21 protein-coding genes are annotated in these 23,192 nt (G+C 75.0%); 13 read left to right on the forward strand and 8 right to left on the reverse strand.

The window, feature by feature from the left end:
* Positions 1-2: 2 nt before the first annotated feature.
* The 4 genes from MA879_RS06665 to MA879_RS06680 all read left to right on the forward strand — a co-directional run bounded on the left by MA879_RS06665 (position 3) and on the right by MA879_RS06680 (position 6,051).
* The gene (locus MA879_RS06665) at positions 3-1,574 is read left to right on the forward strand and encodes a hypothetical protein (RefSeq protein WP_248124314.1); all 1,572 of its coding nucleotides are present in this window, start codon (positions 3-5) and stop codon (positions 1,572-1,574) included.
* 154 nt (positions 1,575-1,728) lie between these two features.
* Positions 1,729-3,144: a polysaccharide deacetylase family protein gene (locus MA879_RS06670; protein WP_248124316.1), complete on the forward strand. Its 1,416-nt coding sequence runs from the start codon at positions 1,729-1,731 to the stop codon at positions 3,142-3,144.
* 34 nt (positions 3,145-3,178) lie between these two features.
* The gene (gene trmB, locus MA879_RS06675; protein WP_248124318.1) at positions 3,179-4,126 is read left to right on the forward strand and encodes a tRNA (guanosine(46)-N7)-methyltransferase TrmB; all 948 of its coding nucleotides are present in this window, start codon (positions 3,179-3,181) and stop codon (positions 4,124-4,126) included.
* Positions 4,127-4,155: 29 nt separating this feature from the next.
* Positions 4,156-6,051, forward strand: coding sequence for a BCCT family transporter (locus MA879_RS06680; RefSeq protein ID WP_248124320.1), 1,896 nt, complete (start codon positions 4,156-4,158; stop codon positions 6,049-6,051).
* An 18-nt stretch (positions 6,052-6,069) separates the two neighbouring features.
* Here MA879_RS06680 and MA879_RS06685 read toward each other — a convergent pair whose 3' ends face one another.
* From MA879_RS06685 to dnaK, 5 genes are all read right to left on the reverse strand, one after another.
* A complete protein-coding gene (locus MA879_RS06685) occupies positions 6,070-7,026 on the reverse strand; it encodes an alpha/beta hydrolase (protein ID WP_248124321.1) in 957 nt (318 codons plus the stop codon).
* A gap of 4 nt (positions 7,027-7,030) precedes the next feature.
* Entirely contained in the window at positions 7,031-7,636 is a 606-nt protein-coding gene (locus MA879_RS06690) for a heat shock protein transcriptional repressor HspR (RefSeq protein ID WP_295017777.1), read from the reverse strand.
* Positions 7,633-8,643, reverse strand: coding sequence for a DnaJ C-terminal domain-containing protein (locus MA879_RS06695; RefSeq protein WP_248124323.1), 1,011 nt, complete (start codon positions 8,641-8,643; stop codon positions 7,633-7,635). The genes MA879_RS06690 and MA879_RS06695 overlap by 4 nt, the downstream gene beginning before the upstream one ends.
* Before the next feature lie 59 nt (positions 8,644-8,702).
* Positions 8,703-9,368 carry a nucleotide exchange factor GrpE gene (locus MA879_RS06700; protein ID WP_248124325.1) on the reverse strand — a complete coding sequence of 222 codons (666 nt, stop codon included), beginning with the start codon at positions 9,366-9,368 and terminating at the stop codon, positions 8,703-8,705.
* A gap of 151 nt (positions 9,369-9,519) precedes the next feature.
* A complete protein-coding gene (gene dnaK, locus MA879_RS06705) occupies positions 9,520-11,379 on the reverse strand; it encodes a molecular chaperone DnaK (protein WP_248124327.1) in 1,860 nt (619 codons plus the stop codon).
* A gap of 321 nt (positions 11,380-11,700) precedes the next feature.
* Between dnaK and MA879_RS06710 the strand changes: the two genes are divergently transcribed.
* Together MA879_RS06710 and MA879_RS06715 are read left to right on the forward strand one after the other, a co-directional pair.
* A complete protein-coding gene (locus MA879_RS06710; protein ID WP_248124328.1) occupies positions 11,701-11,958 on the forward strand; it encodes a hypothetical protein in 258 nt (85 codons plus the stop codon).
* A 139-nt stretch (positions 11,959-12,097) separates the two neighbouring features.
* Positions 12,098-12,778: a Dps family protein gene (locus MA879_RS06715; RefSeq protein ID WP_248124329.1), complete on the forward strand. Its 681-nt coding sequence runs from the start codon at positions 12,098-12,100 to the stop codon at positions 12,776-12,778.
* A gap of 89 nt (positions 12,779-12,867) precedes the next feature.
* Here the strand turns inward: MA879_RS06715 and MA879_RS06720 are convergent, their stop codons facing one another.
* Positions 12,868-15,252, reverse strand: coding sequence for an MMPL family transporter (locus tag MA879_RS06720; protein ID WP_248124331.1), 2,385 nt, complete (start codon positions 15,250-15,252; stop codon positions 12,868-12,870).
* Between the two features lie 66 nt (positions 15,253-15,318).
* Here MA879_RS06720 and MA879_RS06725 point away from each other — a divergent pair, with 66 nt between their 5' ends.
* Both MA879_RS06725 and MA879_RS06730 read left to right on the forward strand, forming a co-directional pair.
* The gene (locus MA879_RS06725) at positions 15,319-15,852 is read left to right on the forward strand and encodes a MarR family winged helix-turn-helix transcriptional regulator (RefSeq protein ID WP_248124332.1); all 534 of its coding nucleotides are present in this window, start codon (positions 15,319-15,321) and stop codon (positions 15,850-15,852) included.
* Positions 15,849-16,367 (forward strand): nucleoside/nucleotide kinase family protein, encoded by a 519-nt coding sequence (locus tag MA879_RS06730; protein WP_248124333.1) that lies wholly within the window; start codon positions 15,849-15,851, stop codon positions 16,365-16,367. The genes MA879_RS06725 and MA879_RS06730 overlap by 4 nt, the downstream gene beginning before the upstream one ends.
* 83 nt (positions 16,368-16,450) lie before the next feature.
* Here MA879_RS06730 and MA879_RS06735 read toward each other — a convergent pair whose 3' ends face one another.
* A complete protein-coding gene (locus MA879_RS06735; protein WP_248124334.1) occupies positions 16,451-16,819 on the reverse strand; it encodes a roadblock/LC7 domain-containing protein in 369 nt (122 codons plus the stop codon).
* 208 nt (positions 16,820-17,027) lie between these two features.
* On the opposite strand from MA879_RS06735, the gene MA879_RS06740 reads away from it, so the two are divergent.
* The 5 genes from MA879_RS06740 to MA879_RS06760 all read left to right on the forward strand — a co-directional run bounded on the left by MA879_RS06740 (position 17,028) and on the right by MA879_RS06760 (position 22,655).
* A complete protein-coding gene (locus tag MA879_RS06740) occupies positions 17,028-17,351 on the forward strand; it encodes a hypothetical protein (protein ID WP_248124335.1) in 324 nt (107 codons plus the stop codon).
* Positions 17,352-17,840: a hypothetical protein gene (locus MA879_RS06745; protein ID WP_248124336.1), complete on the forward strand. Its 489-nt coding sequence runs from the start codon at positions 17,352-17,354 to the stop codon at positions 17,838-17,840.
* A 200-nt stretch (positions 17,841-18,040) separates the two neighbouring features.
* A complete protein-coding gene (locus MA879_RS06750; RefSeq protein WP_248124337.1) occupies positions 18,041-21,265 on the forward strand; it encodes an MMPL family transporter in 3,225 nt (1,074 codons plus the stop codon).
* 4 nt (positions 21,266-21,269) lie between these two features.
* Positions 21,270-22,271, forward strand: coding sequence for an aminotransferase class IV (locus tag MA879_RS06755; protein ID WP_248124339.1), 1,002 nt, complete (start codon positions 21,270-21,272; stop codon positions 22,269-22,271).
* Between the two features lie 105 nt (positions 22,272-22,376).
* A complete protein-coding gene (locus MA879_RS06760; RefSeq protein ID WP_248124340.1) occupies positions 22,377-22,655 on the forward strand; it encodes a DUF4235 domain-containing protein in 279 nt (92 codons plus the stop codon).
* A gap of 119 nt (positions 22,656-22,774) precedes the next feature.
* Here MA879_RS06760 and mnhG read toward each other — a convergent pair whose 3' ends face one another.
* Entirely contained in the window at positions 22,775-23,191 is a 417-nt protein-coding gene (mnhG, locus tag MA879_RS06765) for a monovalent cation/H(+) antiporter subunit G (protein ID WP_248124341.1), read from the reverse strand.
* Position 23,192 lies beyond the last annotated feature (1 nt).

Raw genomic sequence — 23,192 nt, forward strand, 5'->3', positions numbered from 1 at the left:
TCGTGACGACCCTCCGCCCCCTCCGGAGCACCCGCACCCGTGCCGGCGCCGGCCTGATCATGGCCGGACTGCTGGCCCTGACGGCCTGCGGCCGCGACGACGCCGAGCCGGTGCCTGCGCCGTCGATGGCCACCGCGACCGAGGCCCTGCCCTCGATGGACATGACACCCTTCACCCTGGACGTGCCCTCCCTGGGCCTGGAGAGGGTCCCCGGAGCCTCACTGGCGGTGCTCGAGGGCGCGGACCCCGAGTACCACGCGGCCTGGCTGAGCGTGCCCGGGGCCCCCGCCTGGACCGCGGCGATGGACCGCACCGTGCGGGACCAGCTGGCCGCCTACGAGCGGGACACGGACCGCGCCGCGGACCCCGTCCTGGACATCCAGCCACGCTTGGCGGTGGCTGGCCCCGATGCGGCTGCCGCCCGCCTCCTGGCCACCGAGCAGCGCGGGGACCGCTCCGTCTCCGCCGTGCAGACCGTCTGGTACTCAGCCCGCGAGGACCGGGTGGCCGCCACCCCGGACCTGTTCACCAACGGCGGCTGGGACGACTTCCGCAACGAGGTGCGGGAACGCATGGCCACGGACCCGGCGATCGTGCAGGACCGTCTCACCTCCGCCGTGGAGCAGCCCGACCGGGTCGAGAACTCCCGGGTGTGGGACGCCCTCGTGTTCCTGCCGGACGGCAGTGCGCTGCTCGAGGTGGACCAGGCCGCCATGGCCCCGGCGGACGCCGGCATCCTCACCGCCCGCATCCCCGCGGACACCGTGCGCCCGTGGCTCTCCGAGGTCGGCCTGGCGGCGCAGGACGCCGCGCGCACGCCCGGCACCGTGCGCCTGCCCGAACGGGCGCCGGCCTCCTCCACGCCCGCCACCTCGCCGGGCAGCCCCACGGGCGTCCCCGGCGGCGCGGTCCCCGCGCCCGGGACGACCGGCGGCATCCCCGGCGGACTCCCCGGCTCCGGGACGCCGGGGTCAGCCACGGACCCGGAGCCCGTCCCGGCTCCGGGGTCCTCCTCGGGCTCCCGCACAGACGTCGGATCCTCCACCTCGGCGCCGCCCGCCCCGCCGTCCTCCGCCCCGAGCGGGACCGGCTCCTCCGCCCCGTCGGCGCCGCCCGCCCCGCCGTCCTCCGCCCCGAGCGGGACCGGCTCCTCCGCCCCGTCGGCGCCGCCCTCGTCCGCCGGCGCCTCGAGCGCCCCGGGCGGACCCACCACGTCGGCCCCGACCCCGACCGGCGGCACACCGGTGCCTGCGCCGAGCAGCCCCTCGGCCCCGACGGGGGACCCGACGCCGACCGTCCCGGGCGACTCCCCGACCTCTGCGCCGACGTCCTCCACGACGGCGCCCGCTCCGACACCCGCCTCGTCCTCACCGCCCGGCCCGACGACGACCCCCGCCCCGGACCCCGTGCCGGTGCCCGAGGACCCGTCGACTCCTGCTCCACCGCCGTCGGGCACCGCTCCCACAGCCGCGCCCGACCCCTCCGCCACGGCCGAAGCCACGGCCACCGCCACGGCACCCGCCACGGCACCCGCCACGGCCACCGCGACGCTGGAACCGAGCGCGAGCGGGTGAGCCCGGCCGTCCCGGGGAGGGGGCGGTGTCGGCGATCGTGCCCGCATCGTGACCTCCCCTGGCCGGATCCGCCGGTACCGGGATGCAAGGATGGGGCGCGGCCCGCAGGTGCGGCGCCCCCTCCTCGTCCGGCCCCACCCAGGAGCATGCCCGTATGACCCCCTCCTCCCGTCTCCGTGTGCCGCTCGGCCTCGCCGCCCTGGCGCTCGTCCTCACCGCCTGCGGCGGAGCGGAGCCGGAGGAGTCCCCCACGACGTCGCCCGCCCCCGCGACCACGGCGGCGGCGTCCACCGCTCCCGCGCCGAGGACGCCGTCGAGCCCTGCCAGGACCACGACATCGGCCCCCGCGAGCCCCGAACGCGACGCGGCCTCCGCCTCCTCGGTCGAGGCGGTGGGGGCCGGTGAGACGCCCGCCGGCAGCTCGGCCACGACCGACGCCCCGGCCTCGGCCTCCGTCCGGGCCACGGCCGCAGGGGAGGCCGAGACCTCCGGCCCCGCGCCGACCTCGTCCCGCGCCGCGCAGCGGACCGCCACGGGCGGCTCCGGGGAGGGGGCAGAGGACACCGGCCGCCCCTCCTCCCCGGCACCTTCGACCCGCGCCGCCTCCACTTCCACTGCCGCCCCGACCCGCACCGCTGCGCCGCCGCGCACGACCCGGCCGGCGCCCGTCGCGGCGGAGGCCCCCGCCTCCGCAAACCTCGGCGGTTCGAAGGCGGGCGTGGCCCCGGCCGACACCCCCGTGGCGGTCGCCTCGACGGCCCCGCCGGTGGTCGAGAAGGTGTCCGCCGCGGAGGCGGCCCCGAAGGCGCCCGCCGCCCCGAAGCCGGCCCCGTCCGCCCCCGCCGCGGCGCCCTCGGCCCGCCCGTCGGCCTCCGCTGCGGCCACGTCCCCCGCGCCCGCCCCTGCATCCCCCACGGCTCCGGCGGCGCACGCCGACCCCGTGGCCGAGCCCGACGTGGACTGCCGCGTGACGCGGTGCATCGCCCTGACGTTCGACGACGGCCCCGGCCGCCACACCGGCCGTCTGCTGGACCTGCTCTCCGAGGAGGAGGTGCCGGCCACGTTCTACGTGATCGGGCGGAGCGCCGAGCTGAACCCGGCACTGATCGCGCGCATGGCCGCCGAGGGCCACCAGGTGGGCGGGCACACCTGGTCGCACCCCAACCTCACCACGCTCACCCCGGAGGCGGTGACGGAGGAGCTGCGCTCCACCGCCGCCGCCATCCGCGCGGCAGGTGCGGAGCCGAGCACCGTTCGCGCCCCCTACGGCGCCCTGAACGAGGCCGTGCTGGCAGCGTTCGGCACCGTGCCCGGCTCCGGTTCCGTCACGTGGACCGTGGACACCCGGGACTGGGAGCACCGCAGCCCCGCGCGCACGCTGGCGGCGGTCCGGGCGGCGGCCGCCCCAGGCGGGATCGTCCTGATGCACGACGTCCACTCGAGCTCGGTGGACGCCGTGCCGGCCGTGATCGGCCACCTGCGCGCGGAGGGCTACACCTTCGTGACGGTGGACACCCTCACCGGCGGCGTCCCCTCCGGCTCCACCGTGCGCGGCGGCGTGCATCCGTGATCCCGGCCCGGTCGGGCGTGGGAGGATCGACGGGATGGACCACCACCCCGCCCCCGCCCACCCGCACGACCACAACCGGGACAAGGATCCGGAGCTGCACCGCCGCGAGCCCGTCTCCTTCGTCCGCCGCGGCGCCCGCCTGAACGCGGGCCGGCAGGCGGTGTGGGACCGGCTCGCGGACACCGTGCTGGTGGACGTGCCCCGGCACCGGGCCGCCACCTCGGTGGCCCCGGATGCCGAGCTGGACTGGACGGCCGCCTTCGGGCGGGAGGCGCCCCTGCTCGTGGACGTGGGCTCCGGCCTCGGCGAGTCGACGGCCCAGGGCGCGGCCGACCGGCCGGACTGGAACGTGCTCGCCGTCGAGGTCTACATCCCCGGCCTGGCCGCGCTGATGGCGCAGGTGGAGGACCGGGGCCTGTCGAACGTGCGCGCGGTGGAGGCGAACGCCCCGGAGCTGATGGACCACCTGCTCGCCCCGGGCTCCGTCCAGGAGGTCTGGGTCTTCTTCCCGGACCCGTGGCACAAGAAGCGCCACCATAAGCGGCGCCTGGTGAACGCGGCCTTCGCGGACCGGGTGGCCCGCGTCCTGGCCCCGGGCGGCGTCCTCCGCCTGGCCACGGACTGGTCCGGCTACGCCGTGCAGATGCGCGAGGTCATGGCGGCGCACGCCGAGTTCGAGAACCTGCACCCCGGCCGCGCCGCGGGCGAGGAGTCCCCGCTGACACGCGTGCGCCGCGAGGGCCGTGAGCTCGAGGTCGGCGCACAGCCCCTGCCCCGCGGCTTCGACGAGACCGACCCGGCCTCGTCCCTGCCGGACCGGGCCGGGCTCGGGGAGGCCGTGGCGGCCTCCCTCGCCGAGGACCCCGTGGACCACGACGGCGGCTGGGCCCCCCGCTTCGAGGGCCGCCCCCTCACGCAGTTCGAGGGCAAGGCCCTGCGCGCGGGTCGCCTGGTGTTCGACCTGGCCTATCGTCGTCGATGACCGCGACGACCCCACGAACGGAGACCGACGTGTCGCATGCCACCCCGCACCCTGCGGCGGACCCCGCCGGCGGGCCCGAGCCCGCCTACCCCCACGGCACCCACCCGGGTCTCGTGCCCGGCATCGGCGTGGACGAGAACCGGCACCGCTTCGGGGTGGACCCCGTGGTGTTCGGGGTGACCGCCGTCCTGGTCCTCGCCTTCGTGGTGTGGGGCATCAGCTCGCCGGCCTCCGTGGGCGCGGCGTCCTCCGCCGCGTTCTCGTGGGCCATGACCACCACCGGGTGGCTGCTGAACGCGGTCGCCGGGCTGTCCGTCGTCGCGATGCTGGTGATCGGCCTGTCCCGGTTCGGCCGGATCCGCCTGGGCAGGGACGACGAGGGGCCGGAGTTCTCCCGCTTCTCCTGGGTGGCCATGATGTTCGGCGCGGGGATCGGCGTGGGCATCTTCTTCTACGGGCCGTCCGAGCCGCTGTCCCACTACCTCTCCCCGCCGCCACACACCGTGCCGGCCGGCACGCCCGAGGCGCTCCACCAGGCGATGGCCCAGTCCCACTTCCACTGGGGCCTGAGCGCGTGGGCCATGTACGCGCTGGTGGGCGGCGCGATCGCGTACAGCTCCTACCGGCGCGGCCGGGTCACGCTGATCTCCTCGGTGTTCCGGTCCCTGTTCGGGGCGCGCCACACCGGCGGCCTGGCCGGGCGGATCGTGGACATGTTCGCGATCGTGGCCACGGTGTTCGGCACGGCCGCCACCCTGGGCCTGGCGGCGATCCAGATCGGCCAGGGCATCCAGATCGTGACCGGCGCGGGCGAGGTCACCAACGCCCTGCTGATCGGGATCATCGCCGTGCTGACGGTGGCGTTCGTCGTTTCGGCGGTCTCCGGGGTGTCCCGTGGCATTCGGTACCTCTCGAACACCAACATCGTGCTGACCCTGGGCATGGTCCTCTTCGTGTTCGTGGCGGGCCCCACGCTGTTCCTGCTCAACCTCATCCCCTCGGGCGTCCTCGCGTACGCGGACGGCTTCCTGGACATGATGGGCCGCTCGCTCTCCTGGGGCGCGTCCACCGTGGAGTTCCAGTCCTGGTGGACCGCCTTCTACTGGGCGTGGTGGATCGCCTGGACCCCGTTCGTGGGCGTGTTCCTGGCCCGGATCTCCCGCGGCCGGACCCTGCGTGAGTTCGTGTTCGTGGTGATGGCCGTGCCCACCGCCATCCTCGTGCTCGCCTTCACCGTGCTCGGCGGCACCTCCATCTGGCTCAGCCGTCAGGACACGCCGGGATTCGACGGCACGCTCTCCCCGCAGGCGCAGCTGTTCGCCCTGTTCGACCTGATGCCGCTCTCCGGGATCACCCCGGTGATCGTCATGGTGATCCTGGCGATCTTCTTCGTGACGTCCGCGGACTCGGCCGCGGTGGTCATGGGCACCCTGTCCTCCCGGGGCGACCCGTCCCCGCGGCGCGCAGTGATCGCCTTCTGGGGCGTGATGATGATGGGCATCGCGGTGGTCATGCTGCTGGCCGGCGGCGAGGACACCCTCTCGGCGCTGCAGAACCTCACCATCCTCATCGCCCTGCCGTTCTCGGTGGTCCTGCTGCTGATGATCGCCGCGTTCTTCCAGGACCTCGCCACGGACCCGGCCTCCATCCGCGGGGACTACGCGGCCACCGCGCTGTCCAACGCGGCCCGGCGCGGCATCGAGCAGTACGGCGACGACTTCGAGATCGCCGTTCGGCGCGCCCCCGCGGGCCGGGGTGCCGGGGCCGAGTTCGACTCGACCGCCCCGCAGGTCACCGACTGGTACCGCCGCACGGACGAGGACGGCCAGGACGTCGACTACGACTATGAGACCGGCACGTGGGCGGACGGCTGGACCCCGCAGGACGACGGCGCTCCCGCTACGGACGGCACCGCCCGCGGGTGACCCGGCCGCCCGCTCCGTTCACGGCCGGGGGTCGAGACCCCGTCCGGCGGTGACCCGGCCCAGGGCGGTGAGGGTGACCGTGCCCGGGTCGCGGTACCCGCGCGGCGCGGTCCCGCCGACCTCGGGGCGCCAGCGGGCGCTGTTGTGCCCTCGGACGCCCGTCAGCCCGGCGGTCTCGTCGGCGCGGACCGGCAGCACCGCGGCCCCCTCCCACGGGGATCGGCCGGCCAGTACCCGTCCGACCCACGCGAGCCGGTCCCCGGGCGCGCGGGCCTCGAAGACCGTCCCCACGGCCCGGTCCGGCCCCGTCAGCGTCCGTGCCAGCCGCCGCGGCAGGCCCACCGCGCCGGAGAGGGCCAGCACGTCCACCCGCGGCCGGGGGGCCGCGCCGGCCGCCTCCCCCGCGAGCGCGTGGGCCGCCACGAGGGTCCCGTACGAGTGCGCCTCCATCGCGGTGTGGACGGCGGGGCCGACGGCCGCGTGCGGAGGCCGGGGACGGCGGGCCCACGTCTGCAGCTGGGCGTGCAGCCGTACGGCGCCGCGCCGGGCGGGGCCGTCTCCCAGCACACGCCACCACGGCGGGGCCAGGTATCCCAACCAGGCGACGACGCACGGCCGGGGGGCGCCGGCGCGGCGCTGGGCGAGCAGCAGGTCCCCCGCCTCCCGGGCGCTGCCCCACGCGGCCGTGTGGGCGGTGATGCCCATGCCGGACACCTGCCAGGTCATGTGGGTCGGGGCGTCGAGCTCGCCGACGGCGATCGCGGCCACGGGGCCGTCCGGCGCGTCGAGGTCGTAGTCCACGAGCGTGCGCGGCGGGATGTCCGCGTGCATCGAGTCGGGGCGCAGGGCGTGCACGATCCCGTCCAGGGCGCGGGCCTGGCGCCGGGTGAGCGCGGAACGGCGGGCGACGTCGGTGCGGAGCCGCTCCTGCAGCTCCGCGCGGGGATCGGGTCCCCAGGACGCCGGGCCGCCCACAGCGTCAGCCCCGCGTGAGGGCCCGCCAGGCGGAGGCGTGGCCGTGGCGTGCCGGAGCCGGGGGCAGCGCGCGCAGCACCCGCCGCGCGGGGTCGGCGGGGCGGCGGACGGCGGAGCCTGCGCCTCCGGTGCGATCCGAGGAGTCGGCCCCCGCCGCGCGGTCGTCGCCCGGGTCGCGGGCACCGGCCGGGGAGTCGTACCGTGCGGAGACCTCCCCGGCCACGCCCACGGAGAACACGCGGGCCAGCCGGGAGGTGTGGTGCAGCCGGTCCACCTGGGAGGCGAGCTCCACGACCGTCTCCTGGAGGCGTTCGACCTCCTGCTGCAGCGCCACGATCCGCCGGATGCCCTCGAGCGAGACGCCCTCCCGGCTCAGCGCCTGCACGGTGCCGAGCAGCTCGACGTCGGCGCGGGAGTAGCGCCGGTGTCGGCCCCCCTGACGCTGGGGCACCACGAGGCCGAGCCGGTCGTACTGGCGCAGGGTCTGCGGGTGCATGCCGGACATCTCCGCCGCCACGGAGATCACGAACACCGGGTCGTGGCGTCCCGTGCCGCCCGGGCGGGGGGCGCGGGGCGCCCCCTGCTCCTCGCGCGGGGTCGCCGGGCTCACCACTGCGCCCTCCGGGCCAGGTCCTTCCGCACGTCGAGGTCGGCGGTGGCGGCCGCGTAGGCCTCGACGGCGGCACGCGCCTCGTCCGAGAGCTCGGCGGGCACGGCCACCTGCAGCTCCACCAGCAGGTCGCCGGTGTGCTTGGCGGAGGCCACGCCCCGGCCCTTGAGGCGCAGGACGCGCCCGGACTGCGACCCGGCCGGCACCTTCACCTTGACCGGGCCCGCCAGGGTGGGGACCTCCACGGTGGCGCCCAGCGCCGCCTCGTCGAAGGTGACCGGCACCTGCACCCGCAAGTCGTCGCCGTCGCGCTGGAAGAACGGGTGCTCGCGCACCTGCACGGTGACCATCAGGTCGCCCCGCCCGGCGGTGCCGGGCGAGCCCTTGCCGCGGGCCCGCACCTTCTGGCCGTCGCGGATGCCCTTCGGGATGCGCACCTCCACGGTCTCCCCGTCCGCTGCGCGCAGGGACACCGTGGTGCCCTCCACCGCGCCGCGGAAGGAGATGGTGGTGGTGGCGGTGCGGTCGGCGCCCTTCGTCGGCCGGGGCTGGCCGTAGCCGCCCCCGAAGCCCTGCGGGCCGCCGAAGCCCTGCGCACCGCCGAACCCGCCGCCGGCGAAGGCGCCGAACAGGTCGGACAGGTCCGGGCCGCCGGCGCCGGAGGACGTCCGGAAGGACCCGGGGCCGGCGCCGCCGCCGAACATGTCACCGAACACGTCCTCGAAGCCGCCCGCGCCCGAGCCGCCCGGGGCGGTGAAGCGGGCGCCTCCGCCGCCCATCGCGCGCAGCGCGTCGTACTCCTGGCGGTCCTTGGGGTCGCTCAGGACGTCGTAGGCCTCCGAGATCTCCTTGAACCGCTTCTCGGCGGCCGCATCCCCCGGGTTCTGGTCCGGGTGATGGGTGCGCGCGAGCTTGCGGTACGCCTTCTTGATGTCGGCTTCGGAGGCGTCCTTGGACACCCCCAGGACCGCGTAGAAGTCCTTGTCGAGCCAGTCCTGCGAGGCCATGGTGCCTCCTCTCCGTCGATCTCGGGTGGGGTCGCGGGTCCGCGGTGGGCGGACCGGGGTCAGTCCTGGCCGGCGGAGACCATGACCTGGGCGGCGCGCAGCACGCGACCGTCCCGGACGTAGCCGTTGCGGAAGACCTGGACCACGTGGTCCGCGGGCACCTCCGCGTGCGGCTGGCGCATCACGGCCTCGTGCACGGCCGGGTCGAACTCGACGCCGGCCAGCGCCTCCTGGTCCTGGCGCTCCAGGCCCAGGCCCGCGAGGGCGGTGTCGAGCTTCGCGGCGATCGCCGCGAAGGGCCCGTCCGTGAGGTCGCCCGCGGCCCGGGCCGCGTCGACGTCGTCCAGCACGGGCATCAGGGCGGAGACCGCCTTGAGGATGCCGGCGTCCTGGGCCTGCGCGCGGTCGCGGTCCACGCGCCGCTTGTAGTTCACGTACTCGGCCTGCAGACGGCGCAGATCCTCGAGCAGCTCCGCCTCGCGGTCGGAGGCGGCCGGGGCGTCCTGGCCCTCCGCCGGCGCGTCGCCCTCGGCGGAGGCCTGGGCACCGGCCTCGTCGAGGATCTGCTCAGCCTGGGAGAGGGCGTCGCCCTCGGCGCTCGCGCCCGTGGCGCGGGCCTGCCCGGTCTCGGGGTCGATCCGGCGGTTGTCGCGGATCACCGGCTCCTCGGGGCCGGGGCCGTCCTCGCCGTGGACGGGATGCTGGTCGTGGGGGTCCGTGCTCATGGGTGGTCCTTTCGTCTCGCACCGCGCGGGGCGCGGCGCCGGAAGTGCTCGGGGACGGCCGACGGGCCGGTCCCGACGGGCTCACGCCGTCGGGACCGACCCGCCGGTGCCGCCGGAGACCCGGGGCCTGCGCCCCGGGCCGTCGGGCGGGTCAGTTCTTCTTCTCGTCCTCGTCCTCGACGACCTCGGCGTCGACGATGTCCTCGTCGGCCTGGCCGGCGCCGGCCTCGGCGCCCTCCGGGGTGCCCTCGGCGGGGGCCTGCTGGCTGTAGAGGGCCTCGCCGATCTTCACCTGGGATGCCTGCAGCTTCTCGAACGCGGCCTTGACCTCGTCGTCGTTGTCCTGCTTCTCGAGGGCGGCCTTGAGGGCGTCGACGTCGGCCTGGACCTCGGTCTTCACGTCCTCGGGCAGCTTGTCCGCGTTGTCCTCGAGCAGCTTGTCCACCGAGTAGGCGGACTGCTCGGCCTGGTTGCGCCGCTCGGCGGCCTCACGGCGCTGCTTGTCCTCGTCCGCGTGGGCCTCGGCGTCCTTGACCATGCGGTCGATGTCCTCCTTGGACAGCGAGGAGCCGCCCGTGATGGTCATCGACTGCTCGGTGCCGGTGCCCTTGTCCTTCGCGGAGACGTGCACGATGCCGTTCGCGTCGATGTCGAAGGTGACCTCGATCTGCGGCATGCCGCGCGGGGCCGGCGCGATGCCGGTCAGCTCGAAGGTGCCCAGGGCCTTGTTGTCCCGGGTGAACTCGCGCTCGCCCTGGAAGACCTGGATGGACACGGAGGGCTGGTTGTCCTCGGCCGTGGTGAAGGTCTCGGAGCGCTTGGTGGGGATGGCCGTGTTGCGCTCGATGAGCTTGGCCATCACGCCGCCCTTGGTCTCGATGCCCAGCGACAGCGGGGTCACGTCGATCAGGAGCACGTCCTTGCGCTCGCCGGCCAGCACGCCGGCCTGCACGGCGGCGCCGATGGCCACGACCTCGTCCGGGTTCACGGACTTGTTCGGCTCCTTGCCGCCGGTGAGCTCCTTCACCAGGTCGGAGACCGCCGGCATGCGGGTGGAGCCGCCCACGAGGACCACGTGGTCGATGTCGGAGACCTTCACGCCGGCCTCCCTAATGACGTCCTCGAACGGCTTGCGGGTCCGCTCGAGCAGGTCCTTGGTGAGGTCCTGGAACTTGGCGCGGGACAGGTGCTCGTCCAGGTGCACCGGGCCGTCCGCGGTCACGGAGAGGTACTGCAGGGAGATGTTGGTGGAGGTGGCCGAGGAGAGCTCCTTCTTGGCCTGCTCCGCCGCCTCCTTCAGGCGCTGCAGGGCGATCTTGTCCTTGGACAGGTCCGCGCCCTTGGACTTGGCCTGCTGCAGCAGCCAGTCCACGATCCGCTGGTCCCAGTCGTCGCCGCCGAGGCGGTTGTCACCGGCGGTGGCGCGCACCTGGATGGTGGAGAACGCGTCCTCGTCCTTGGCGACCTCGAGCAGGGACACGTCGAAGGTGCCGCCGCCCAGGTCGAAGACCAGGATCAGCTCGTCCTCCTTGCCCTTCTCCAGGCCGTAGGCGAGCGCGGCCGCGGTGGGCTCGTTGATGATGCGCTTGACGTTCAGGCCCGCGATCTCGCCGGCCTCCTTGGTGGCCTGGCGCTCGGCGTCGTTGAAGTAGGCCGGCACGGTGATCACGGCGTCCGTGACCTTCTCGCCGAGGTACTCCTCGGCGTCGTGCTTGAGCTTCATCAGCGTGCGCGCGGAGATCTCCTGCGGGGTGTACTTCTTGCCGTCCACCTCGGTGGTCCAGTCCGTGCCCATGTGGCGCTTGACGGAGGCGTAGGTGCGGTCCGGGTTGTTCACGGCCTGGCGCTTGGCGACCTCGCCCACGAGAACCTCGCCGCCCTTGGAGAAGGCGACGACGGACGGGGTGGTGCGGGCGCCCTCCGCGTTGGCGATGACGACGGGGTCGCCGCCCTCCAGCACGGAGACGACGGAGTTGGTGGTGCCGAGGTCGATGCCGACTGCACGAGACATGGGGTGTCTCCTTTCCTGTCTGACGAGGGGCGGACCCACCACTGCGGGCTCTGCCGCAGTGGGATGTGAGTCCTCCTGGCTCAGGTTGCCACCGGGGGCGGCGGCTGTCAAAGAACCTGAGTGGCTCTCGCTCAATTTCAACTGTCACGGAGCACAACCACGGCCCATCGCGATCCATTCCCGACACCGTCCCGGGGCAGGGCCATGGCGCGGACGGGGCATTCACCCCAGGACAGACGAGCCATAAGATCGTGATTCAGCAGGACGACTCGTCGCCCGCACCTCGGTCCACCATCCGTCCACACACCCCAGGAGATGACCATGCCCGCAGCCCACTCCCCTGGACCCACGACCGGCTCTGCCGCCGAGGACGATCGCCGCCCCGATGCCGGTGTGAACTGGGCGCGGGTCATCCTGATGGCCGTCCTCGGAGCGCTGATCGTGAGCCTATTCGGCGCCTGGCTCGACTCCGTGCTGGACGACTACGACGCTCCCGCCACCTGGATCCCCGCCATGATCGGTGCGATTGCGGCAGGTGCCACCGACTACGCACGACAGCGGAACCACAGCATCCGCTGACATCGCCCCCGGGGACACCGCCCGGCCTCGGGCGGCGCTGCCGACGCCCAACCCTGGCGCTGATGCCGGTGGCATGATCGGCTGGAGTTCACCAGGACGGTGCCGAACGGCGCCGCCGAACGTCTCAGGAGGAACCACCATGGCTGGCCAGAAGAAGACCACGACGACCACGAACGCCGCCTACACCGTCCCCGGCCTCGCGCTGGAGGACGGCCACCGCGTCGCCGAGCTGCTGCAGGGCCGCCTGCACGCGCTCAACGACCTGCAGCTCACCCTCAAGCACGCCCACTGGAACGTGGTGGGCCCCGGCTTCATCGGCGTCCACGAGATGCTCGACCCGCAGATCGAGAAGGTCCGCGCCATGGTGGACGAGGTGGCCGAGCGCATGGCCACCCTGGGCGTCTCCCCGCAGGGCACCCCCGGCGCCCTCGTGTCGGACCGCACGTGGGACGACTACTCCCTGGGCCGTGCCGGCGTGCGCGAGCACCTCGCCGCCCTGGACGTGGTGTACGACGGCGTCATCACCGATCACCGCACCGCGATCGAGACGGTGGGCGAGCTGGACCCGATCACCGAGGACATGCTGATCGCGGAGGTGAACGAGCTCGAGCTGTTCCAGTGGTTCATGCGCTCGTTCCTGACCAACGCCGCCGGCGAGCTCGACCACGGGGACGCCCAGGCGCTGCGGGAGGCCGCCGGCCGGGTGCGGGACCGTGAGGACCTGAAGCCCGCCGCGGAGAAGTCCGTCGCCTCGAAGCCGGAGGCCAAGAAGGGCGGCGCGAAGAAGCAGCGCGCCAAGAAGGCCGACGCGACGAAGTGACCCCGGCTCCGGCCCGACCAGTGCCGGACCGCCACGGACGGCGCCCCCTCCGGATCCGGAGGGGGCGCCGTCGGCGTCGGGCCGCTCGCTCAGGCGGCGCGGGAGGGCCACCACACCCGCGGGCCGATGTCCCGGACGAGGGCCGGGATCAGCAGCGAGCGGACGATCAGGGTGTCCAGCAGGACGCCGAACGCCACGATGAACGCCAGCTGCACCATGAACACGAGGGGGATGACCGCGAGGGCGGCGAACGTGGCGGCCAGCACCACCCCGGCCGACGTGATGACCCCGCCCGTCACGGTGAGCGCGCGCAGCACGCCGGCGCGGGTGCCGAGCCGCGGGGTCTCCTCCCGCGTGCGCGTCATCAGGAAGATCGTGTAGTCGATGCCCAGGGCCACAAGGAACACGTACCCGTAGAGCGGCACGGTGGGGTCCGCGCCGGGGAAGTCCAGCACGTGGTTGAACACGAGGGCCGAGACGCCCAGGGCGGTGCCGAAGCTGAGCACCGTGGCGGCCACCAGCAGCACCGGCGCCAGCACCGAGCGCAGCAGCACCATGAGGATCAGCAGCACCACGAGCAGCACGAGCGGGATGACGACCATCAGGTCACGCTGCGAGGTGACGTTGGTGTCCAGGGCCTGGGCGGCGGTGCCGCCCACGAGCACCTCGCCCGCGGTGCCCAGGCCGTCCAGGTCGGCGCGCAGCCCCTCCACGGTCCGCTGCGCCTCGAGGGACTCGCCGGGGTCGGTGAGGGTCGCGCTGATCAGCACCCGCCCGTCCCGCACGAGCGGCTCGGGCTCGGGTCCGGCGGCCGGGGGGCCGCCCTCGGCGTCGGCACCGGGCGCGACGCCGGCGGCGGGCGGTCCGGCCGGTGCCCCCGTCTCGAACGAGGCCTCCACGACGCCCGGGTGGGCGGCCACGGCGTCGAGGACGCGGTCCGCGTCCTGCTCGGGGGCGACGATCTGCGCCGGGGAGCCGACGCCGGCGGCGAAGTGGGCCGCGAGGACCTCCTCACCGTCCCGCGCGTCGGACTCGCCCAGGAGCACGTCCGTCTGCGCGATGCCGGAGGCCTGCAGCTGGGTGACGCCGGCGGCGAAGGCGGCCAGGAGAAGCGCGGTGACGATCCACACCGGGCGGGAGCGGCGCGCCACGAAGGCGGCCACGCGCGTCCAGACGCCGTGGTCCTCCTCAAGTCCGGCGATCGGCCGGCCCTGGGCGTCCTCGGGCTGGCGGTGGGCCCGGCCCTTTGCCGCGCGGCGCTCGGCCCGGCGCCGGGCGTTCGCGGGCGAGGGGACGGTGGGCCAGAACGCGGCGCGGCCCAGCAGCTGCAGCATCGCCGGCAGCAGGGTCAGGGCGGCCAGCCACGCGAAGACGATGCCGGAGGCGGCGATCGGGCCCAGCGAGCTGTTCGAGTTGAGGTCGGACACCAGCAGGATCAGCAGGGCCGCGGCCACGGTGGCGGCGGAGGCGGAGACGGCGCCGAAGGAACCGCGGACGGAGGCGGTCAGGGCCTCGGTGACGCTCCCCCGGCGCACGAGCTCCTCGCGGTGGCGCGCCACCAGCAGGAGGCAGTAGTCCGTGGTCGCGCCGATCACCAGGATGGAGAGGATGCCCTGCGCCTGGCCGTTGAGCTGGATCCAGTCCGCCCGGGCCATCCAGAACACGGCCAGGATGGCCGCGCACAGGGCGGCCACGGAGGTCAGCAGGACCAGCACGGGCAGCAGCACCGAGCGGTACACGGACACCAGGATCACGAAGACGACCACGAGGGCCACGAGCAGCAGGAGGCCGTCGATGCCCGCGAAGGCGCCGCCGAGGTCCGCGGCCAGGCCCGCCGGGCCGGCCACGTGCCACTCGGCGTCCGCCGCGACCGTCCCGGCCAGCCCGGACTCCGCCGCCGCAGGATCGTCCAGGACGGCGCGCAGGTCCGCCACGACGTCGGCGACCTCCCGCTCCGCGTCCTCGCCGGCCGGCAGGAAGGCCAGGTACTGGACCGCCTCGCCGTCCTCGCTGGGCACGGGGCCCACCACGCGCTCCACGCCGTCGACATCCCCGAGGCGCTCGCCCAGGGCGGCGAGCGCCGGGAACGCGGCGGCCGGATCGGCCGTGGATGCCTCTCCCACGATCACGGCGGGCACGGCCTCCCCGTCGCGGAACGCGGCGACCCGCTCGCCGGCCAGGGTGGACTCGGCCGTCGCGGGGAGGAAGGTGGACGGGTCGTTCGAGGAGACCTCCGAGATCTTGCCGAAGGTGGGCCCGCCCAGGCCCATCACGGCCAGCCACACGAGGAACAGCGCGGCGGCGACGCCGGCCCGCGCCCAGCGGGTGCGCCGGTGGGCGGAGGGAGGCTCCACGCCGTCGTCATGGCGGGTTCCGGCGGGGTGGGAGCCCGTGTCGGGAACGGGCTCGGCGGGGCGGACGGCGGCGCGCGCCGCCGCGGTGCGGTACGGCGTCAGGTCGGCGCTCTGGGACATGGTGGCGAGGCTACCAAATGGTTCGACGCTCGAACGATATGTACCACAGGGCTAGACTGCGGACCCATGATCGCGAGCGGCGGACCCGTCCCGCCTCGGCATCAGGCCGTGGTGGGTGCCCTGCGCGCGTTCAGCGAGCGCTCCGATCAGGCCGCGGACGACGCCGGCCGCGGCCTCGGCCTGGGCCGCACCGACCTGCGGGCCCTCGCGGTGCTCATGCGCCGCGCCGCCGCCGGGGAGGAGACCACCGTCACCGACCTGGGCCGTGGCCTGCACCTGTCCAAGCCCGCGGCCACGGCCGCGGTGGACCGCCTGGTGGCCTCCGGCCACGCGGTCCGCCGGCGCTCGGAGGCGGACCGGCGGCGGGTGATCGTGGACCACACGGACTCCGCCGTCGCCGACGGCCGCGCCGCGTTCCTCCCACTGGCCGCCCGCATCAGCGGCGCGCTGGACGGCTTCTCGGACGAGGACCTCGACGCCGCACTCCGGGTGATCGTCGCCGCCACGGTCGCCCTCGGCGGCGAGGGTCCGTCGGCCCCCGCGGAGGGGCCGGCCGCGACGCTCCCCGCTCCGGCCGCCCACGGCGGGTCCCGGCCGTGAGCGGAGCGCCTCGCCCCGTGCTCGTGGGGATCGACGGCCGCTCGGGCGCCGGGAAGTCCACGCTGGCCTCGGCCCTGGCCGCCCGCCTCGCTCCGGCCGCGCGCGTGGCGATCCTGCCCCTCGAGGACCTGTACCCCGGATGGGACGGCCTCGCCGCGGCCCTCGCCCCCGAGGGCCCCTACCCCCGGGCCGTGCGCGCCCTCGCCGCCGGCCGCGCCGCCCGGTGGCGGTCCTGGGACTGGCACCGCTCCGGCCCGGGGCCGGAGCGTGTCCTGGACCCGGCCGGCGTCGACCTGGTGGTGTGCGAGGGTGTCGGCGCCCTGTGCGCGGCGGCCCGGGCCCGGCTCGACCTGCGCGTCTGGACCGACCTGGACCCGGTGACGCGACGCGCCCGGGCGCTCGCCCGCGACGGCGAGGCGTACCGCCCGCACTGGGAGCGGTGGGCCGGGCAGGAGGCCCGGTACCTCGCGGCGGAGGACCCCGAGCGGGCCGCGGACGTGCACGTCCGCGGGTGAGCGGCCGGCACCGGAGACGACGACGCCTCGCCGGCCCGGTGAGGGGCGGACGGGGCGACGGGCTGGGGTCGGGGCGCCGCCGGTCAGCGGAAGTTCGCGGAGTGGCGGTTCACGGCCGAGCGCAGTAGCGCCAGGTTGGTGGCGGCGCGGTCGGCGGCGACGTACAGGAAGGTGCGCTCGTCGAGCATCTTCACCAGGTGCAGCTGGTCGCCCAGGGTGAGCAGCATGTCCTCGAGGCTGGTGCCGATGTTGAGGACCTGGATGGTCTTGAGCTTGGCTTTGACCATCTCCGCGTTGTAGGCGGAGGCGACCTCGAGGTCGAAGTCGGAGCGGGTGGAGCGGGACGCCAGCGGCATGCCGGTCTCCATGTCCACGATCGCGGCGCCGATGAAGCCGTTCACGTCCGAGTTGATGTTGTCGATGATGCACGTCAGCTCTTCCTGGCTGGCCATGGGGTCTCCTCTGGGAGATGGGGACGGCGGGCGTGCCGCGCCATCGCGGATGGGCCGGTTCACTCGCGATTGTAGACGCGCACACCGCCGTGCTCCCCCGCTCCCGCGGGGCGGCCGGGCACTACCATCAGGGGGCCGCCCGCCGCCCTCCCGTCCGCCCGGCACGGTGCCCGCGGCGCGGCCCCCTCCCGTCCCCCGAGAGGCCCCCATGTCACCCGTCACGGAGGATGCCGTCGTCGGCGCCACCACGGCCCGGCAGGTGGTGTTCGTGGGCCCCATGGGCGTGGGCAAGACGACGGCGGTCACCGCCCTGTCCGACGTGCCCGTGGTGGGCACGGACGTGCGTCAGTCCACCCTGTCCTCCACGGAGGTCCCGCAGGGCGGCAAGACCACCACCTCCGTGGGCATCGACTACGGCGAGTGGACGGACCCCGCGGGCCGACGGGTGGCCCTGCTCGGCACGCCGGGTCAGGTGCGCTTCTCGTCGGGCCGCGAGTCGGTCACGGCCCACCGGGCCCGGATCGTCCTGTGAGTGTTCGGTCAGCGCCCGGACGCCGCCTTCCAGATCGGGCGGTGGCTCGAGCTGCTCGGCGACGAGTTCGTGTGGGCCCGCACCGTCGTCTCCCTGACCCGCCTGCAGGGCGCGCACCCGGAGCGCGCGGTGGACGTCGCCCGCCGCGCCCTCGACCCCCGCTTCCAGCATGTGCCGCTGCTCGCCGCGGACTTCGAGGAGGTGAGCCTCGACCCGGAGATCGCGGAGCACTGGGAGCTGTGGTCCCGCGTGATCGGGACGATGGCCCTGCCGCGCCTGCAGCAGCTGCAGGCCGAGATCGTCTCGGAGGGCGCCGCCTCCCCGCAGCAGACCATGGTGAGCCTGTCCACCGGGCGGGGCCACGTGGTGCTCGCCAGCTTCGTCCAGCCCCCGCTGGGCCAGCTGCTGCCGTCCGTGTCCGCCGACACGGCGCAGCTGGGCTTCCTCGTGGTGCGGGCGCGCCAGGCCGCCGTGGGCATCCAGGAGTAGCTGACGCAGGAGCAGGCCAAGGGCGGAACGCCCGCCTGAGCCTCCGTGTGGAACGCCCGCCTGTGCCCGGGCCGGCGCCGTGGGGGACGTCACCCCCGCCTCCGGGTGGAAACGGAGCGGAGTGCTCCGCTTGTTGCTAGGCTGGGTTCACGGCGGTCCGCTCGGACCGCGATCTCTCCCCCACCCTCGGAAGTGCTCCCATGGCAAGACTGCTGTACCGGCTCGGGCTCGGCTCGGCCCGCCGCCCCCTCGTGGCCATCCTCTCCTGGCTCCTCGCGCTCGCCCTCGCGGTGGGCGCGTTCCTCGCGTTCGGCGGCACGCTGACGTCCGCCGTCACCATCCCCGGCACGCCCACCGCGCAGGTCACGGACCGGCTCAAGGAGGAGTTCCCGGACGCCGCCCGGGGCACGGGCCAGGTGCTCTTCATCACCGAGGACGGGACCCCGTTCACGCCGGAGCAGAAGGAGGGCGTGGCCGCCGCCCTGGAGCAGGTCGCCGGGCAGGAGCCCGTGGCGGCGGTCCTCGACCCCTTCGAGGTGGCCGACCGTCAGGCGGACGCCGAGCGTGAGCTCGCGGAGGGCCGGCAGGAGATCGCCGACGGCGAGCGGGAGCTCGAGGACGGACGCGCGCAGATCGACGACGGACGCGCCCAGCTCGCGGAGGCCCGGGAGCAGGCCGACGAGGGCGAACAGGAGCTCGCTGACGCGAAGGCCCAGCTGGACGAGGGTCAGGAGCAGCTCGACGCGGCCCGCGCTCGGTTCGAGGAGGAGGGCCTCGCCGCTCTGCCCGCCGAGGCCACCGCACCCCTGACCGAGGCCGAGCAGCGCCTCGAGGAAGGCCGGGCCGAGCTCGAGGCCGGCCGCGCCGAGCTCGAGGAGCGCCGCGCGGAGCTGGAGGCCGGGCAGGCCCGTCTCGCCGAGGAGCGCGAGACGCTCGAGGCCGGCCAGGCCGAGGTCGACGCCGGCCGCGCCGAGCTCGAGGCCGGCCAGGACCGGCTCGACGCCGGCCGTGAGCAGGCCGTGGAGCAGGCCGTGGCCGCCGGCGCCTCCCCCGAGCAGGCGCAGGCCCAGGCGGAGGCCGCCACGGCGGAGGAGCAGGCCCGGCTCGACGCCGCCCGCGCCGAGCTCGAGACGGCCCAGGCCCAGGCCGACGCCGGGGCGGAGGAGCTCGCCCAGGCGCAGGCCCGGGCGGACGAGGGCGCCGAGCAGCTCGCGGCGGGCGAGGCCCGCCTCGAGGCCGCCGAGCAGGAGCTCGCGGACGGCCGGGCCGAGCTCGACGCCGGCCGCGCGCAGGCCCGCGAGGCGGCCGAGGCCGAGTTCGCCGCCCGGCAGGAGGAGATCGACGAGGGCCGCGCCCAGTACGAGCAGGGCGTGGCCGACCTCGAGGCCGGCCGCCAGGAGATCGCGGACAACGAGGCGCAGCTCGACCAGGCCGAGGAGGACCTCGTCACGGGCCGCCAGGATCTCGCGGAGGGGCGCATGCAGGCCGCGCAGGGCGCCCGCATGATCGAGCTCGCCGGCGACTACCGCACGGTCTCCGAGGACGGCTCCGCCGCCCTCGGCACCGTCAGCTTCACGCAGCCCGGCCTCGATCTCACCACCGAGGACAAGGAGGCCGTCACCGGCACCCTGAAGGAGGCGGACATCCCGGGCGTGCGGGTGATCCCCACCCAGCAGCTCAATGCCACGGTGCCCCAGCTGATCGGCCCCGGCGAGATCGTGGGCCTGGTCGTGGCCGCCATCGTGCTCGTGCTGATGCTCGGCACCCTGATCGGCGCCGGCCTGCCGCTGGTGAACGCGATGATCGGCGTCGGCGTCGGCGCCGCGGGCGCGCTGGCCTTCTCCGGCGCCGTCGAGATGATGTCCGTGACCCCCGTGCTCGGCATCATGCTGGGCCTGGCCGTGGGCATCGACTACGCCCTGTTCATCGTCAACCGCCACCGGCAGGAGCTCCAGCGCGGGGTCCCCGTGCGGGAGTCCATCGGGCTGGCCAACGGCACCTCGGGCAACGCCGTGGTGTTCGCGGGCGTCACCGTGGTGATCGCCCTGGTGGCCCTCAACGTCACCGGCATCCCCTTCCTGGGCCTGATGGGCACGGTGGGCGCGGTGTGCGTGGCGGTCGCCGTGCTCGTGGCCGTGACCCTCACCCCGGCCCTGCTCTCCCTGGCGGGGATGCGGATCCTCTCGCGCCGCGAGCGGGCCGCCCTCACCGCGGACGCGGCGGCCGACCACGGCGCCGGCAGCCACGCCGCCCGGGCCGTGCGCGCCGCGCACCGCCGCCCCACGATGTCCACCCCGGTGGCCCTCGGGACGGTGCTGGCCACCGTGGCCGCGCTCGTGCTCGTGGCGCTGCCCTTCGCCCAGATGCGTCTGGGGCTGCCCGACGGCGGCTCCGAGCCGGTGGGCTCGGACTCGCAGGTCTCGTACGAGCTCACCGCGGAGAAGTTCGGCGAGGGCTACAACGGCCCCCTCGTGGTGACGGCGGACCTGTCCGCGGACCTGACCGAGGACGAGGCCGTCGAGGCGCAGCTGGCCGTGGGCGAGCAGCTGGCCGGCGTCGAGCACGCCCGGACGGTGGTGCCCGCCGCGTTCAACGAGGACCGCACCATGGCGATGTTCCAGGTCATCCCGGAGGAGGGCCCCAACGCGGTCTCCACCGAGGAGCTCGTGCACTCCCTCCGGGAGCTCGACCCGGCGGGCGCGGCCACCGACCTCGCCGTGGCGGGCGTGACCTCCGGGTTCATCGACGTCTCGCAGAAGCTCTCCGACGCACTGCCCCTCTACCTGGGCGTCGTCGTGGGCCTGTCCCTGCTGATCATGATCCTGGTGTTCCGCTCGATCCTGGTGCCCCTGATCGCCACCGGCGGGTTCGTCCTGTCCGTGTTCGCCGCCATGGGCGGCGTGGTCGCCATCTACCAGTGGGGCTGGCTCGGCTCGGTGTTCGGGGTGCACAACCCCGGCCCAGTGCTCAGCTTCCTGCCGACCATCATGATCGGCGTGCTGTTCGGCCTGGCCATGGACTACCAGCTGTTCATCGCCTCGGGCATGCGCGAGGCGTACGCCCACGGCCAACCGGCCCGGCACGCCGTGATGAGCGGCCTGCGCGGCGGGCGCGCCGTGGTCACCGCCGCGGCGATCATCATGATCTCCGTGTTCGGCGGCTTCGTGTTCTCGCACGACGCGATGATCCGGCCGATCGGCTTCGGCCTGGCCTTCGGCGTGCTGCTCGACGCGTTCGTGGTGCGACTGCTGCTGATGCCGGCGCTCATGCACCTGCTCGGCGACGCCGCGTGGTGGCTGCCGCGCTGGCTGGACCGGATCCTGCCGGACGTGGACGTGGAGGGCGCCCAGCTGGAGCGCCACACCGCGCGCGCGAGCGCACCCGCCCCGGTGGAGGGGGAGACGGACGCGCCGCGCGTATCCTGACGCCATGCCGTTCACCGACCACTCCCCCGCCCCCGGCGAGCCCGTCCTCGTCCTGCCGGCCGCCGGCCCCGACGGCGCTCCGACCCCGCGCCTGGCCGACCCCGCAGCCCCGCACCTGACCGTCACGGACCAGGGCGCGACCCGCGGCGACGGGCTGTTCGAGACCGCCCTCGCCGTGGCGGACGCCTCGGGCGTCTTCGTGATGCGCAAGCCGGGCGCCCACCTGGGGCGCCTGGCCGCCTCCGCGGCCGCCCTGATGCTGCCCGTGCCGGAGGCGCCGGTGTGGGAGGAAGCGATCGCCGCAGGCCTGGCGGCGTTCGCTGCCGCCAACGACGTCGCCGAGGGAGACCGCCTATCCGTGCGTCTCACCGTCACGCGCGGACCCGAGGTCGGCCCCGGCGAGCCGCCCCGGCCCAGCACCTGGGTCCTGCTCACCCCCGTGGCACGGCCGGATCCCGCCGACCGCCGCACGGGCGTGCGGGTGCTGCTCCTGGACCGCGGCCTGGACTCCAGCGTGGCCGAGCGGGCCCCGTGGCTGCTCACCGGCGCCAAGACCCTCTCCTACGCGGTCAACATGGCCGCCCTCCGGCACGCGCGCGCCCACGGCGCCGACGACGTCGTGTTCACGAGCGCGGACGGCTACCTCCTCGAGGGGCCGACCTCCACTCTGCTGATCGCCCGCCGCGGGGCCGACGGCACCCGTCGCCTGGTCACGCCGCTGCGCCAGCAGGGCATCCTGGCCGGCACCTCCCAGTCCGTGATCTTCGCCGCGGCCCAGGCCGAGGGGTGGGCGCTGGGCTACGGTCCGCTCGTGCCCGCCGACCTCGAGGGCGCGGACGGGCTGTGGCTGGCCTCCTCGGTGCGCGGGGTGCTGCCCATCCGTGCCGTGGACGGCCGCGAGGTCCCCGTGGACCACGGGCTCACCGAGCTCCTGCAGGGCTGGCTCGACGCCGACGGCGACCCCGGCGTGCACGTCTCGGGCGACCCGGTCCGGGACGAGGGCTGAACCGGGCGACTACGCTGGGGCCCAGGCCGCGCGCACTCCGTGCGGCGACCCCGTGACGCCGTGCCCCCGCCGGGCGCGGCGCCCCTGACCGGAAGGAACGCCCGCATGGAGAAGGTCATCCAGAAGATCCTCGCCACCGGCATCACCGTGGCCGGCGGCATCGTCGCCTCCCGCCTCGTGGCCGGCGGCTGGAAGCTCGTCACCGGCCACGACGCCCCCTCGGACGCCACGGACGAGACCGTGCCGCTCGCCGAGGCACTGGCCTTCACCTTCGCCTCGGCGGGCATCGCGGCGGTGCTGAAGGTCGTCGGGCAGCGCAGCGCCGCCTCCGGCGTGCGCAAGATCGCGGACAAGACCGGCAGGCACGTCGACAACGAGGTCTGAGCGCACGGCCCGTCCGAGCCCGACGACGCCGACGGCCGCCGCACCGGAAAGGATCCGGTGCGGCGGCCGTCGTCGTCCCTGGGGCGCCGCGGCACCGGGCCTCGCGAGGGCGGGAGGGGTCAGCGCTCCTCCTGGTCCCCCAGCGGTCCGTGGCCCTCGACGTCCGGCATGGTGGCGGGCAGCGGCTCGCGGGGCACGCGGCGAGCCTGCGCGGCGAGGTCGTCCCGGTGCAGCAGGTCCCGGCGGGCGTGCTTGGTGCGGTAGCCGGTGCGGCTGATCAGGTGGGAGGCCACCGGCGCGGTGATCAGCTGCATGATCCACGCCGCCACCAGCACCGGCACCCACGGCCAGGAGCCCCACTCGAGGGCCAGGCCGGTGAGCATGAGCAGGAGGCCGAGCACCTGCGGCTTCGCGGAGGCGTGCATGCGGGAGAGCAGGTCCGGGAGGACCACGAGGCCCACACCGGCCACGAGGGAGAAGAAGGCACCCGTGATCAGGAGCGCTGCGGCCAGCCAGTCGGTCCAGGTCCCGTCCACG

This window comes from Micrococcus lacusdianchii (assembly GCF_023155805.1).
Classification (GTDB): domain Bacteria; phylum Actinomycetota; class Actinomycetes; order Actinomycetales; family Micrococcaceae; genus Micrococcus; species Micrococcus lacusdianchii.